The sequence below is a fragment of the Vibrio sp. V09_P4A23P171 genome (genome assembly GCF_963875615.1).
Classification (GTDB): Bacteria; Pseudomonadota; Gammaproteobacteria; order Enterobacterales; family Vibrionaceae; genus Vibrio; species Vibrio anguillarum.
Genome location: NZ_CAWNMR010000003.1, coordinates 1 through 13,319, shown reverse-complemented (window position 1 = coordinate 13,319; position 13,319 = coordinate 1). Strand labels below are relative to the sequence as shown.

Below are 13,319 nucleotides of genomic sequence, written 5' to 3'. Positions count from 1 at the left end.
TCTCTGTTGGGGTTATCTTTTTAGTCGTCAGCCATAAAGGCTTCGAGCAAGTCATTAAGAAACAGTTTTCCTTTTTCTGTGATTTGCCAGTGACTTTCGGTTTGCGTTAAATAGTGTTCGGCTAGTGCCCAATCTATCGTTGGTTGAATCACGCTTAAACTTAATCCAGTTGTTTCAACAAAGTCTTGTTTCGGACAAGGTTCCATCAAGCGAAAGCGGTTCATGAAGAATTCAAAAGGGCGATCCGCAGCGGCGACTTCAAATTCGTCATCCAAGTAAGGTTTGAGTAAATTGAGATAGCCACGCGGATGCTTCACCTTAGTGGTGCGTACAATACGCCCATCGTTAAAGCTGAGCTTGCCATGCGCGCCACAACCAATCCCTAGATAATCACCAAAGCGCCAGTAATTTAAGTTGTGTTGGCATTGATAGCCGGGCTTGCTATAGCCAGAAATTTCATACTGCACGTACCCAGCGGCGGCCAATTTTTGGTGACCCAGCTCAAAAATATCCCACAGTGCGTCATCATCTGGCAAAGTAGGCGGTTTAAAGTAGAAAACCGTATTAGGTTCAATGGTCAGTTGATACCAAGAAAGATGAGGTGGGTTTAGTGCAATCGCTTTGTCTAAATCAGCCAGCGCTTGTTCACAGTTTTGATCGGGTAAGCCATGCATCAAATCTAAGTTGAAGCTGTTTAAGCCAATTTGATGAGCTAATTGAGCGGCATTAACCGCTTCTTGCTGACCATGAATTCGCCCTAAACGTGCCAGTTTTTGTGGCTCAAAACTTTGTACACCAATCGAGATGCGCGTCACCCCTGCTTGTCGATATCCAACAAAACGGTCAGCCTCTACCGTGCCCGGGTTAGCTTCCATGGTGATTTCAATCCCAGGCTTAAACGCAATACGCGCTTCAATGCCTTGCAGCAGGCGAGCAATACCTTCAGCAGAAAAAAGACTCGGTGTACCACCGCCAATAAAAATGGAATGCAATGGGCGAGGATGGTCTGCAAGGCGGTATTTGGCGATATCGGTATCGAGATCCTCCAATAGCGCATCAATGTATTCACGTTCAGGAATATCGTGCTTTAGCGCGTGAGAGTTAAAATCACAATAGGGGCATTTTTGTACACACCACGGGATGTGCACGTACAAACTCAGCGCGGGTGGTTGCAACATTATGAATTTTGCTCGCTTAAGGTTTTAAATAGCATTTTTAGCGCTTTGCCACGATGTGAAAGCTGCTTTTTACGTGCAGGTAGCAGTTCAGCTGAAGCGCAGTTATCTTCAGGGACAAAGAAGATCGGATCATAACCAAAACCGTTACTGCCGTGAGCTTGGTGCAAGATGCGACCTTGCCACGTACCATGGCAGACCAATGGTGTTGGGTCATTTTCGTGACGCATGAAAACCAGCACGCAATGAAAATGAGCGGTGCGTTGTTCGTCTGGTACGCCTTCCATCGCAGCTAATAATTTTTCTAGGTTTTGTTGGTCACTGGCATTTTCACCAGCGTAGCGCGCCGAGTAAATCCCCGGAGCACCTTGCAGATAATCCACTTCTAAGCCGGAGTCATCGGCAATCGCAGGTAAGCCAGTGATTTTGGCAGCATGTCGTGCTTTGATGATCGCATTCTCAATAAAGGTGGTGCCAGTTTCCTCGGCTTCTGGGACGTTTAATTCTGTTTGCGCCACCACATCAAAACCGAAATCAACCAGCAGATCAGCCATTTCGCGCACTTTGCCTTGGTTTCCTGTGGCTAATACTATTTTTTTCATTGTGCTGTTTCTCTATTCTTCGACGTAGAATTTTTGGGTAAATTTAAGCTTACCGGTACCTTTTAAGCCCGCATCAACCTCAATGTCAAAACTCAAATTCTCTTCATTGGTAATGGGGAATTCAGCGAGGTAATAAATCGCGTTGCCCTCTTTGAATTGTTTAAATTCAAGTTCACGTACCTGACCGATTAGGTTTTTCGCATTGCCTTTGAGTGTCGCTTCCATAGCTGGTTTACCTAAGGCCGAGTTATCTAATACGCTGATGTTTAAAATAGCCGAGTAACCATTACGTTTTAACTGATAACTGCGCGCCACTTGTGGCGTTAAAAATGTTGAGTTGAAAGCTGAGTAGTGAACTTCAACATTCTTGATGGTTTGAAACTGCTCGGCGAGTGTGGGTAGCGAAATAAAGGCTATAACAAACGCTATCATCCATTTACGCATGTGGTGCTCCTTACAAAACAGAGTGGGCTAAATAAAAAGCCATCACAAGATGGCTTCAATCGGCTCTGGTATCACTTGAGGTGAATGAATTCGGACTTGTTTATGGCGTCCCAATTCCCCTTTTTCTATCTCGATTAAACCTTTGGCGACTTTAAATTGTTTGGCCAAGAATTTGGTTAAATGCGCGTTGGCTTTGCCATCAACAGGCGGTGCGGTGATGGCAATTTTGAGTTCCTCACCATGCAAGCCGACGATACTATCGCGGCTTGCTTTGGGTTGGATGTAGAGCTTGAGGATTAGATCCTCTCCCTCTTGCCAAACAGCAGATGACATTACAACTGATACCATACTGGGCCAATAAAATCGCCCATTAGGAAGTTAGCAAACTGCAGCACAATAAACAGCACCAATACACTTAAATCAAAACCACCCATCGCTGGTAGGATACGGCGGATCGGCGCAAGCATCGGCTCGGTTAATTGATGAAATACGTATTCAATCGGGCTGCGGCCTTGGCTAACCCAACTAAGAATAGCGCGGATCAACAGCACCCAGAACAGTAAACCGCCAGCGGCTTTGACTAACGAGAGTAAGCCTAAGAATAAAAAGTAGACGCTAAAACTAACTGCACCACCTGATGCCACCAGCATTAAGGCAATAAATTTCAATACGCACAGCACGTACGCAAAGAGAACCGTGGCCAAATCTAGGCTACCAATGGATGGAATCGCTCGGCGCAGTGGGCCAACCACAGGTTGTGTTGCTTTGACGATAAACTGGGAGAATGGGTTATAGAAATCGGCACGCGCTGCTTGTAACCAGATACGTAAAATTACGACCATGATGTACAGATCAAACAGGGTGGAGATCAAAAAACTCATTGAATTCATAGCTAGCCCTTAATATGAGTAGAGTGTCGTTTGCGCTATAGCTTAGTGAAACGCCACTAGGATTAAAACAGTTTTTCCATTTCTTGTGCACGAGTTACGGCCGCTTGCATCGCTTGTGCAACGATATTGGCAAGTTGATGCTCGTTAAAGGTGCGAATCGCCTCGGCGGTGGTGCCGCCTTTGGAGGTCACTTGTTCACGCAATGTCGAGAGTTCAATCTCAGGGTTTGCCACCACCATTTCGGCTGCGCCTAACGCCGCTTGTTGTACTAACAAACGGGCCGTTTCTTTATCAAAGCCTTGAGCGATGGCTTCATTTTGCATCGCTTCCATAAACAAAAAGAAGTAGGCAGGCGCACTGCCTGCGGCGGCGATGATGCCATTAATGGCGGACTCGTTTTCAACCCAGCACACTTCACCAACGGCTTGTAGCAATTGTGCGGTAAAGCGTTTGTCTTGCTCTGATACGCTTGGAGCGGCAAATAGACCGCTCATGCCTCGATTGATCAGCGAAGGTGTATTGGGCATGGCGCGTACTAGTTGTAGTTCGGTTGCCAGCATCTCATTAAGGCGCGCCGCAGAAACACCTGCTGCAATGGAGATCACCAACTTATTTCTAAAATCAATGGATTGCAAAGGTTGACAGACACTGGCCATCAACTGCGGTTTGACCGCCAGTACCACCACATCGGCTTGCTGCGCTGCGGCAAGATTATCGCTGGTGGTGTGAATGCCACAAGCACTTTCCAGTGGTTTGCGTCTTGTTTCTGACGGTGCGGTCGCGGTAATTCTATCAGCTGGATAACCGCTGGCGACTAAGCCTGCAATAATTGCTTTGGCCATATTGCCTGCACCGATAAAAGTGATGTTTCTCTGCTGCATCTGCTGACCTCTAATTGCTTGTCGCTGATTGATTATTATGTGGTTGATAGATAAGCCAGTGCTAAGCGTAATCACGCGCACCAAAAATAGCGGTGCCGATCCTCACCATAGTGCTACCAGCTTCAATCGCCGCTTGCATGTCGCCACTCATGCCCATTGAGAGCGTATCTAACCCTGAAAACCGTTCAGACAATTGCGCTTGTAAGCTCGCCAGTTTTTGAAATGCGGCAAGTTGCGCAGCGTAATCGGGGACATTCTCAGGAATAGACATCAGTCCTCTTAACGTGAGGTTGGGTAGCGCGGATATCAACTCTGCCAACTCAACTATTTCGTGTTCACCAATGCCCGATTTCGAGCTTTCGCCGCTGGTGTTGACTTGAATCAAGACCTGTAGTGGTGGCATGCCTGCTGGGCGTTGATCATTTAAACGCTGGGCAATTTTACTTCGATCCACCGTATGCACCCAAGCAAAGTTCTCGGCCACAATGCGCGATTTATTGGACTGAATTGGGCCGATAAAGTGCCATTCTAAATCCAGTTCGGGGTGCAAGGTATTGAAGTATTGAACTTTATCCGCGCCCTCTTGCACATAGTTTTCACCAAATAAACGTTGCCCAACGCGCGCCGCTTCTAGAATCGCCTCGACAGGTTTGGTCTTACTGACCGCTAAAAGTTGCACTCTCTCTCGAGCGCGTCCACACTTTTGTTGTGCACTTTCAATTTGTGAAGTGATCTGTTCAATGTTTTGTTGAATACTACTCATAGCCTGACTTTACTAAGGAAATTAAATGGATATCGCTGAGCTACTGGATTTTAGTGTAAAGCACAACGCTTCGGATCTACACCTATCTGCAGGTGTTCCACCTATGGTACGGATAGATGGTGAAGTAAGAAAGCTCGGAGTGCCTGCTTTTACTCATGCTGACGTGCATCGTTTGATTTTTGAGATCATGAACGATGCTCAGCGTAGTGAATTTGAAGAGAAACTGGAAGTGGATTTCTCATTTGAGCTGCCTAATGTAGGGCGTTTTCGTGTCAATGCTTTCCATCAATCTCGTGGCTGCTCTGCGGTTTTCCGGACGATTCCTACGGTGATCCCAACCTTGGAAGAACTACAAGCGCCTGACATTTTTAATAAAATCGCCAATTATGAGAAAGGATTGGTGCTGGTGACTGGGCCAACAGGGTCGGGTAAGTCGACCACACTGGCAGCAATGGTTGATTACATTAATTCTCATCACAACAAACACATTTTAACCATTGAAGACCCCATTGAGTTTGTGCATAGCAACAATAAATGTTTGGTTAACCAACGTGAAGTACACCGAGATACCCACAGTTTTAAAGCGGCGCTACGCTCGGCGCTGCGCGAAGATCCGGATGTAATCTTGGTCGGTGAGCTGCGCGATCAAGAAACCATCAGCTTAGCGTTAACCGCGGCTGAAACCGGGCATTTAGTGTTCGGCACGTTACATACCAGCTCTGCGGCGAAAACCATCGACCGGATCATTGATGTGTTTCCCGGTAGTGATAAAGAGATGGTTCGTTCAATGCTCTCTGAATCATTGCGAGCCGTGATTGCGCAAAAGTTGCTAAAACGTTTAGGTGGGGGCCGCGTCGCATGTCATGAAATTATGCTTGCCACTCCAGCGATTCGTAACTTGATCCGCGAGGATAAGGTTGCGCAGATGTACTCTATCATCCAAACGGGTGCGGCGCATGGCATGCAAACCATGGAACAGAATTCCAAACAGTTGATTGCGCAAGGTATTGTCGATCAAGAAGAAGTGCAGAAAAAACTGGAAGTCAATTCATCACCATTTTAAGAGAGAGCTCATGGAACTGAACCAATGTCTTGAGGGTATGTTGACTCAAAAAGCTTCCGACTTGTACCTCACCGTAGGAGCGCCAGTGTTATTTCGCGTCGATGGAGAGTTAAGAGCTCATGGCGAAAAGTTATCCCAAACGCAGGTGATGGCGTTGTTAGATGCCATGATGGATGAGGATCGCCGCCGTGAATTTCAACGTACACGTGAAGCCAATTTTGCAGTGGTGAGAGAGATTGGCCGCTTTCGTGTCAGTGCTTTTTTCCAACGTGAGCTGCCCGGTGCGGTGATCCGCCGCATTGAAACTCATATCCCCACTTTTGAAGAATTAAAGTTACCGGGTGTGTTGCAAGATCTCTCGATTGCAAAGCGTGGGCTGGTGCTGGTGGTAGGCGCGACGGGGTCGGGCAAATCGACCACCATGGCGGCCATGACAGGTTATCGTAACTCGCACCGAACTGGGCATATTTTAACAGTGGAAGATCCGATTGAGTTTGTGCATGAGCATCAGCGTTGTATTGTGACACAGCGAGAAGTGGGGTTGGATACCGAGAGTTACGAAGTGGCGCTGAAAAACTCGCTGCGCCAAGCCCCTGATATGATTTTAATTGGTGAGATCCGTTCACGTGAAACGATGGAATATGCGATGACCTTTGCCGAGACAGGTCATTTATGTATGGCAACGTTACATGCTAACAATGCCAACCAAGCGCTTGAGCGAATTTTGCATTTGGTTCCTAAAGAGCAAAAAGAGCAGTTTTTGTTTGATCTATCAATGAACCTCAAAGGCGTCGTGGGGCAGCAGTTGATCCGCGATAAAAATGGCAAGGGACGACATGGTGTGTTTGAGATTTTACTCAACAGCCCTCGAATTTCCGATTTGATCCGCCGCGGTGATCTGCACGAATTGAAAGCGACGATGGGCAAATCAAAAGAAGTGGGGATGCAGACTTTTGACCAAGCACTGTATCAACTGGTCGTTGAGGATAAAATCAGTGAACAAGATGCACTGCACAGCGCTGACTCGGCTAACGATTTACGTTTAATGTTAAAAACAAAGCGTGGCGAAGGGATCAGCAGTGGCACATTGGATAACGTGCAGATTGATATGGAATAGTCGCAGTTTAAGACGAACAATCCCGAACTCGATTCGGGATTGTGCTGCACCGCTGTATTAAAGTGAAGTTGCGCGAGGTTAAGTTACGCGCCCCATTGCGCTTCAAACCAGCTCTCTAAGATCACTACAGCTGATTGGCAATCGACATTGCCTTTACTCAGCGCTTTATAGCCGCCCATGGCAAATAAGTCGGCGCGGGCTTCCCGGGTTGAAAGCCGTTCGTCATGCATCTCGACGGCTAAGCCAAAGCGCCCGTGTAAACGCTGCGCAAATTTTTTGGCTCGCGGAGTAATGGTTTCTAATGCTTTGCCGTGCAAATCTGTTGGTAGCCCTACCACCAATAAATGGGGTTGCCACTCTTTGATCTGCTTTTCGATCTCTTCCCAATGTGGAATTCCGTCATTGGCTTTAAAGGCTTTAAGTGGCGATGCGGTGCCTGTAACTTCTTGGCCAATCGCACTGCCGATGCTTTTGGTGCCAAAGTCAAAAGCCATAATGGTTCTGGATGTCATAATCAGTATCTTGAATGTTGCAACGAAGGCTCTAAAAAGGCGCGTTACCTAGTTAGAGCCGTAAAGGTTAGAGCCGTAAAAGTTAAGCATGCCCAGCTTGCGCTGAGAGTTGGATGGGATCAATGCCGAGTTTTTTAATCGCCTGATTCCACTTATCGTGAATGGGCGTATTAAAGATAACCTCTGGATCGGCCTCAATGGTTAACCAAGAATTTTCAGCCAGCTCTAACTCAAGCTGACCCGGCTCCCAGCCTGAATAACCCAGAGCCACAAGATAGTGACTTGGTTCGGCATCCGTGCCCAGTACCGCTAAAATATCTTTCGATGTGGTGACGGCAATGTCATCGCTCATACGGATGCTGGATTCATAATGATCTTTCGGTCGATGTAGAATAAACCCACGATCTTCAGAAACAGGACCGCCATTCAATACGGGCCTTTTTAGGCTATCAAGTTGAAGCTTCGGGTAGCTTGGCTCAACATCGACTTGGTTTAACATGCCGCCCACGGTGATATCAATCGGCACATTAATCATCAAGCCCATCGCCCCCTCTTCATTGTGCTCACAGATGTAAATAACACTGTGCTTGAAGTAAGGGTCTCTCATACTTGGCATGGCGACTAAAAAATGATTTGTAAGATTCATACTGCCTCCAACCTATCGCAAATTACTGGGCAAGAGTTTGCCCAGTTCAGCATGACTTGTTGATTCGACGCTCAATCGCGTCCATCAACTTACCGGTAATTGAGATATCAAAGGCGGCCTCTATTTCACGAATACACGTAGGGCTCGTCACGTTGATCTCAGTGAGCTTGTCGCCAATAACGTCAAGTCCGACAAAGATTAAGCCTTTTTCTTTCAATGTTGGAGCAATAGTTTGAGCAATTTTTTTATCGGTTTCGCTTAGCGGACGCGCTTCACCACGGCCACCAGCTGCCAAATTGCCACGGGTTTCACCTTGTGCCGGAATTCGCGCTAGGCAGTAAGGCATTGGTTCACCATCGACCACTAAAATACGTTTATCACCGTTGCTGATGTCAGGTACAAAAGTTTGCGCCATACAGTAGTTTTGGCCGTGGTTAGTTAATGTTTCGATAATGACAGATACGTTTGGATCACCCTCTTTAACGCGGAAGATAGATGCCCCGCCCATACCGTCTAACGGTTTTAAAATCACATCACCATGTTGCGCGCGGAAGGCTTTAATTTTTTCCGCTTTACGCGTCACTATGGTGGTTGGCGTTAGTTCAGGGAACCATGCCGTAAACAGCTTCTCATTGCAGTCACGTAAGCTTTGCGGCTTATTGACGATTAATGTTCCTGCTTCTTCTGCTCGTTCTAGAATGTAGGTTGCGTAGATATATTCAGTGTCAAACGGCGGATCTTTACGCATCAACACTGCATCGAGATCAGCCAGTGGAATAGTTTGCTCAGATAAAAACTCATACCAACCGTTCGGATCTTCTTTTAATGTCACCACTTTGGTATCGGCAAAAGCGACACCTTGATCTAAGTGTAGATCATTCATCTCCATATAGTGGATTTCATAACCACGACGCTGCGCTTCTAGCAACATGGCAAAGCTGGAATCTTTTTTGATGTTAATGGACGAGATAGGGTCCATGACGATACCAAGTTTAATCATTGTTTTTCTCCGGTTAGCCAAGATCGCCAAAGCGAACTTGAAGAGCAGTAATAGCCGTTAAGGCCGCAGTTTCAGTACGCAGTACGCGTGGGCCTAGCAAGGTTTCTTCAAAATGGTACTGTTCAGTCATGCTAATTTCTGATTCTGATAAGCCCCCTTCAGGGCCAATCAACAAACGGACTTTATTGATGGGTTGAGGCAGGGTATTAATCGAATACTTCGCACGTGGATGTAAGTTGAGCTTGAGCGCATCACTGGGTTCGGCACACCACTCTTCCAATTGCATAATTGGGCGGATCAGCGGCACTATATTGCGGCCGCACTGCTCACAAGCGCTGATTGCAATTTTTTGCCACTGTTCAAGTTTTTTCTCAAAACGTTTGGCATCTAATTTCACGCCGCAACGTTCAGAAATCAAAGGCGTGATGGTATTGACGCCAAGTTCGACCGATTTTTGAATGGTGAACTCCATTTTGTCTCCACGCGAGATCACCTGCCCAAGGTGTAAATTAAGAGGCGATTCACAGCTGCTTTCGACTCTTTTCAACACATTGACCAGCACATTTTTTTTGCTGACCTCGGTAATTTCCGCTGGGAATTCCGCGCCACTGCCATCAAAAAGCAGTACTTCTTGGCCCGCTTGCATGCGTAACACCCGGCCAATATGCCCAGCCGCATCATCATTGAGAGCAATAATGCTTGAGGGTTGAAGAGGAGTCGGATGATAAATTCTAGGGATACGCATGGATAGTTCCTACCTGACGTTTAATAGCCATTAACATGGATGCTTTACACTGAAAAAACAAGGGGCAAGGGCGAGTTTCAATCACGAAAATGGCCCACAAAAAGTACCTTATGAACGGCACTGTTGCTGCACAAATGGGTTGTGGTTGCCTTGAACTTTGGCAATTCGCTGATCGCGTTTGCATTCCCACTCATCGGCTGGGTATTGGCGATTCCAAGCTTGCATTAGTTGTGTTTGGGACTTGGATAACTGAAAGCCATAGTTTTGGCTCATGTACAGATAGGTACGAGCAATTGAGCCACGTGCTCTATCGGGTGGCATGACTTTGCGTTGTTTAAAATCGACCTGCATTTCACAACGGCCATAGCTTTCACCTTCTACGCCATTCCACTGACTGAAATTGTAGTTTGAACGATCGCCGTTGACTTCGCCAATCGCCGGCGTCAGGTTGTGAAGGTCAGCTTCCATCGAACGAAAAATAGTATCATTTTTGGTGCAATTTTTACGCCCACCTTGTTGCCAGCACTGACGCTGGTGGCCAAATTGCCAAGCAGGGACGACGTGTTCCCATTCAATACGGCTGGCGCGAGTTTGTTGTTTGCGAACTTGGTAACCACAAGCTTGTAAGTCGGGCGTGCCTTTCTTACCTTGCCATGCAATGTCACAACCGCAGTAAAAGCTCACTGGATGATCATGATAGATTTTCAATGCTTCTTTTTTAGCTTGAGAAAAGGAAGCGGGAGGCGCAGCTAGGGCACAAAACGAGAACAGAGCTAAGCTGCTATTCACAAGCAATAAGCGAAAATAGGACATCGTTTAGACTGATATAAGTATGGTTTTTATTAGTCTAACACTCAGATTAAAGAATAATAAATGATGTTTTTGTTGTTAATTGCAGATGAGTGTAACCACTGCTGTGGATTCAAGTAGCAGCAACCAAAGTTTATTTAGGAAAGCTGCACGCCAGTAAAATGGAGCGTTTGTGCACAGTGTTGACAGCGGTAGGTGGCTTGATTGCGCATCACTTTATTGTGACGACGGACAGTGAGCGGATAATGCGCACAGGCGCAGTGATATTCAAAGGTTTTGCCTTGCACAGAAGAGACTTCAAAGCGATGAGTGGTATTGGCTGGTAAATGAAACACTTGATTCATCACGGCCTGCCACTCTTTACCGTGTGGACGAACACGACCATAGCGCTGGTAGGTAATTAGGTGGGCGATTTCATGTGGGATCACTTCATCGAGAAAGGTGCGTTGATTTTCAGCAAACAGCACTGGATTCAGTCTGATTTCCCAACGTTGTAAATAAGCCTTACCTGCCGCCTTTCCCCGCAACTGATAGTTGATATTCGGCATAGGGAAGTCGTGTTGAAAATAGTGACGAGCGGTTGTGATGCACTGTTTTGCTTTTACTTGCGCGCGGTAATGTAGCTCAAAATTAGGCACAGATTCATTCCTAGAAAAAAGCCCTTGCGAATGAGCAAGGGCTTACAAATTTAAACTAGGTTGAAAATTACTTCAAGCCAGCAAAGTCACGCAGGATGGCGGCTTTGTCAGTCGCTTCCCAAGGAAACTCTTCACGGCCGAAGTGACCGTAAGCGGCGGTTTTCTTGTAGATCGGTTGCAGCAAATTGAGCATTTCTTGTAGGCCGTATGGGCGTAGGTCGAAGTGCTGGCGTACCGCTTCAATGATGATCTCTTGTGATACTTTTTCAGTACCAAAGGTTTCGACCATGATTGAGGTTGGATCTGCGATACCAATGGCGTATGACAACTGAATTTCACAGCGGTCAGCAAGGCCTGCCGCTACGATGTTTTTCGCTACATAACGCGCTGCGTAGGCTGCACTACGGTCTACTTTTGATGGATCTTTACCAGAGAATGCACCACCACCGTGACGCGCTGCGCCGCCGTAGGTATCAACAATGATCTTACGACCAGTTAAACCACAGTCACCCATTGGGCCGCCAATCACAAAACGACCGGTTGGGTTGATGAAGAATTTGGTCTCTTTGCTAAGCCACTCGGCTGGCAACACTGGCTTGATGATCTCTTCCATGACGCCTTCGCGTAGGTCAGCTGTCGAGATAGAGTCGCAATGTTGCGTTGAAAGAACGACTGCATCAATTCCGACAATTTTACCTTGGTCATATTGGAAGGTAACTTGAGATTTTGCATCAGGACGTAGCCAAGAAAGCGTGCCATTTTTACGCACTTCTGCTTGTTTTTGCATCAAGCGGTGAGCGTAGGTGATCGGTGCTGGCATCAGGATTTCAGTTTCGTTGGTCGCGTAACCGAACATAATACCTTGGTCACCGGCGCCTTGTTCTTTAGGATCGGCCTTATCAACACCTTGGTTGATATCAGGTGACTGTTTACCAATGGTATTCAAAACGGCGCAAGAATTGGCATCGAAACCCATCTCTGAGTTGACGTAACCAATTTCACGAACGGTTTGGCGAGTAAGCTCTTCAATGTCCACCCATGCAGAGGTAGTGATTTCACCACCAACCATGACCATGCCGGTTTTCACGTAAGTTTCACAAGCAACGCGCGCTTTGATGTCTTGTTCTAGAATCGCATCCAAAACTGCATCAGAAATTTGGTCTGCAATTTTATCTGGATGGCCTTCTGAAACGGATTCAGAAGTAAACAGGTGCTTAACCATGAGAGCTCCACTTTTAATCGTTGGACTATGGCAAGCTTCGCTCACCATCGTTATTCATTAGTTTATGTAGGTGTTTCTACATCTAGACGTCTATTCTAGTTTTGAATGGTCGAATTACAAGTTATTTTTACGCCTGTCTGTAAACCAAACGTTTGCTTAAATTTAGATGAAAAATTGGAGTTTGGTTTTTTATCCTAAAAATAAGCGCTAAAGAGCACTATTTCTCCAGTAAAACGTTTGCAGTGAGAAAAGTGCTTTGAGAGAATAGCCGCGCTATTTTCAGCCCATTTCCGTTAATTTGAATTCGCTTAATGCACTCAGGAGCAGACATGTCTTCCCGTAACCTTGTTTCTAATAAAGAACTCGCCAATGCCATCCGTGCTCTTAGTATGGACGGTGTTCAACAAGCTAACTCTGGTCACCCTGGTGCACCGATGGGTATGGCGGATATCGCTGAAGTTCTTTGGCGTAGCCACTTAAACCATAACCCACAAAACCCACAATGGGCTGACCGCGACCGTTTTGTGCTGTCAAACGGCCACGGCTCAATGCTGATTTACTCTTTATTGCACCTGAGCGGTTACGCGCTGTCGATTGATGATTTGAAAAACTTCCGTCAATTGCACTCAAAAACACCGGGTCACCCAGAATACGGTTACGCGCCGGGCATTGAAACCACCACGGGCCCACTAGGCCAAGGTATTACCAATGCGGTCGGCATGGCGATGGCTGAAAAAGCACTGGCGGCGCAGTTCAACAAACCGGGTCACGACATCGTTGACCACTTCACTTATGTGTTCATGGGTGATGG

At 46.6% G+C, this 13,319-nt stretch carries 16 protein-coding genes and 1 pseudogene; 3 read left to right on the top strand and 14 right to left on the bottom strand.

Annotation, left to right across the window (positions count from 1 at the left end; all coding sequences use genetic code 11):
- Positions 1 to 20: 20 nt before the first annotated feature.
- The 7 genes from hemW to AACT23_RS01215 all read right to left on the bottom strand — a co-directional run bounded on the left by hemW (position 21) and on the right by AACT23_RS01215 (position 4,755).
- Positions 21 to 1,178, bottom strand: a complete 1,158-nt coding sequence (gene hemW / locus AACT23_RS01245) for a radical SAM family heme chaperone HemW (RefSeq protein WP_019282295.1) — start codon at positions 1,176 to 1,178, stop codon at positions 21 to 23.
- The gene (locus AACT23_RS01240; RefSeq protein ID WP_094128136.1) at positions 1,178 to 1,777 is read right to left on the bottom strand and encodes an XTP/dITP diphosphatase; all 600 of its coding nucleotides are present in this window, start codon (positions 1,775 to 1,777) and stop codon (positions 1,178 to 1,180) included. Before AACT23_RS01240 ends, hemW begins: the two co-directional genes overlap by 1 nt.
- A 12-nt stretch (positions 1,778 to 1,789) precedes the next feature.
- Positions 1,790 to 2,221, bottom strand: coding sequence for a DUF4426 domain-containing protein (locus tag AACT23_RS01235; protein WP_013857823.1), 432 nt, complete (start codon positions 2,219 to 2,221; stop codon positions 1,790 to 1,792).
- Positions 2,222 to 2,263: 42 nt separating this feature from the next.
- Complete coding sequence (gene yggU, locus AACT23_RS01230; protein WP_026028959.1) at positions 2,264 to 2,554, bottom strand: DUF167 family protein YggU; 291 nt, start codon at positions 2,552 to 2,554, stop codon at positions 2,264 to 2,266.
- Entirely contained in the window at positions 2,554 to 3,111 is a 558-nt protein-coding gene (locus tag AACT23_RS01225) for a YggT family protein (RefSeq protein ID WP_010320643.1), read from the bottom strand. The genes yggU and AACT23_RS01225 overlap by 1 nt, the downstream gene beginning before the upstream one ends.
- Before the next feature lie 62 nt (positions 3,112 to 3,173).
- Positions 3,174 to 3,992, bottom strand: a complete 819-nt coding sequence (gene proC, locus AACT23_RS01220) for a pyrroline-5-carboxylate reductase (protein ID WP_094128133.1) — start codon at positions 3,990 to 3,992, stop codon at positions 3,174 to 3,176.
- Positions 3,993 to 4,053: 61 nt separating this feature from the next.
- Complete coding sequence (locus tag AACT23_RS01215) at positions 4,054 to 4,755, bottom strand: YggS family pyridoxal phosphate-dependent enzyme (RefSeq protein ID WP_017049526.1); 702 nt, start codon at positions 4,753 to 4,755, stop codon at positions 4,054 to 4,056.
- Positions 4,756 to 4,780: 25 nt separating this feature from the next.
- Here AACT23_RS01215 and AACT23_RS01210 point away from each other — a divergent pair, with 25 nt between their 5' ends.
- The gene (locus tag AACT23_RS01210; RefSeq protein ID WP_013857819.1) at positions 4,781 to 5,818 is read left to right on the top strand and encodes a type IV pilus twitching motility protein PilT; all 1,038 of its coding nucleotides are present in this window, start codon (positions 4,781 to 4,783) and stop codon (positions 5,816 to 5,818) included.
- A gap of 10 nt (positions 5,819 to 5,828) precedes the next feature.
- Positions 5,829 to 6,935: a PilT/PilU family type 4a pilus ATPase gene (locus AACT23_RS01205; RefSeq protein WP_017048293.1), complete on the top strand. Its 1,107-nt coding sequence runs from the start codon at positions 5,829 to 5,831 to the stop codon at positions 6,933 to 6,935.
- Between the two features lie 83 nt (positions 6,936 to 7,018).
- Here the strand turns inward: AACT23_RS01205 and ruvX are convergent, their stop codons facing one another.
- The 7 genes from ruvX to metK form a co-directional block, all read right to left on the bottom strand.
- Positions 7,019 to 7,447 carry a Holliday junction resolvase RuvX gene (gene ruvX, locus AACT23_RS01200; RefSeq protein WP_017045508.1) on the bottom strand — a complete coding sequence of 143 codons (429 nt, stop codon included), beginning with the start codon at positions 7,445 to 7,447 and terminating at the stop codon, positions 7,019 to 7,021.
- 82 nt (positions 7,448 to 7,529) lie between these two features.
- Positions 7,530 to 8,093, bottom strand: coding sequence for a YqgE/AlgH family protein (locus AACT23_RS01195; RefSeq protein WP_017045507.1), 564 nt, complete (start codon positions 8,091 to 8,093; stop codon positions 7,530 to 7,532).
- 46 nt (positions 8,094 to 8,139) lie between these two features.
- Positions 8,140 to 9,093: a glutathione synthase gene (gshB, locus tag AACT23_RS01190; protein WP_040122940.1), complete on the bottom strand. Its 954-nt coding sequence runs from the start codon at positions 9,091 to 9,093 to the stop codon at positions 8,140 to 8,142.
- Positions 9,094 to 9,106: 13 nt separating this feature from the next.
- Entirely contained in the window at positions 9,107 to 9,838 is a 732-nt protein-coding gene (gene rsmE, locus AACT23_RS01185; protein ID WP_013857814.1) for a 16S rRNA (uracil(1498)-N(3))-methyltransferase, read from the bottom strand.
- Between the two features lie 108 nt (positions 9,839 to 9,946).
- On the bottom strand, positions 9,947 to 10,651 hold the full coding sequence (gene endA / locus AACT23_RS01180) for a deoxyribonuclease I (protein WP_010320652.1): 705 nt from the start codon (positions 10,649 to 10,651) through the stop codon (positions 9,947 to 9,949).
- A gap of 134 nt (positions 10,652 to 10,785) precedes the next feature.
- The gene (locus AACT23_RS01175) at positions 10,786 to 11,286 is read right to left on the bottom strand and encodes a SprT family zinc-dependent metalloprotease (protein WP_094128130.1); all 501 of its coding nucleotides are present in this window, start codon (positions 11,284 to 11,286) and stop codon (positions 10,786 to 10,788) included.
- A gap of 67 nt (positions 11,287 to 11,353) precedes the next feature.
- Positions 11,354 to 12,508 carry a methionine adenosyltransferase gene (gene metK / locus AACT23_RS01170; RefSeq protein WP_026027375.1) on the bottom strand — a complete coding sequence of 385 codons (1,155 nt, stop codon included), beginning with the start codon at positions 12,506 to 12,508 and terminating at the stop codon, positions 11,354 to 11,356.
- Between the two features lie 329 nt (positions 12,509 to 12,837).
- On the opposite strand from metK, the pseudogene AACT23_RS01165 reads away from it, so the two are divergent.
- Positions 12,838 to 13,319, top strand: a pseudogene (locus tag AACT23_RS01165) (transketolase); the annotation flags it as partial.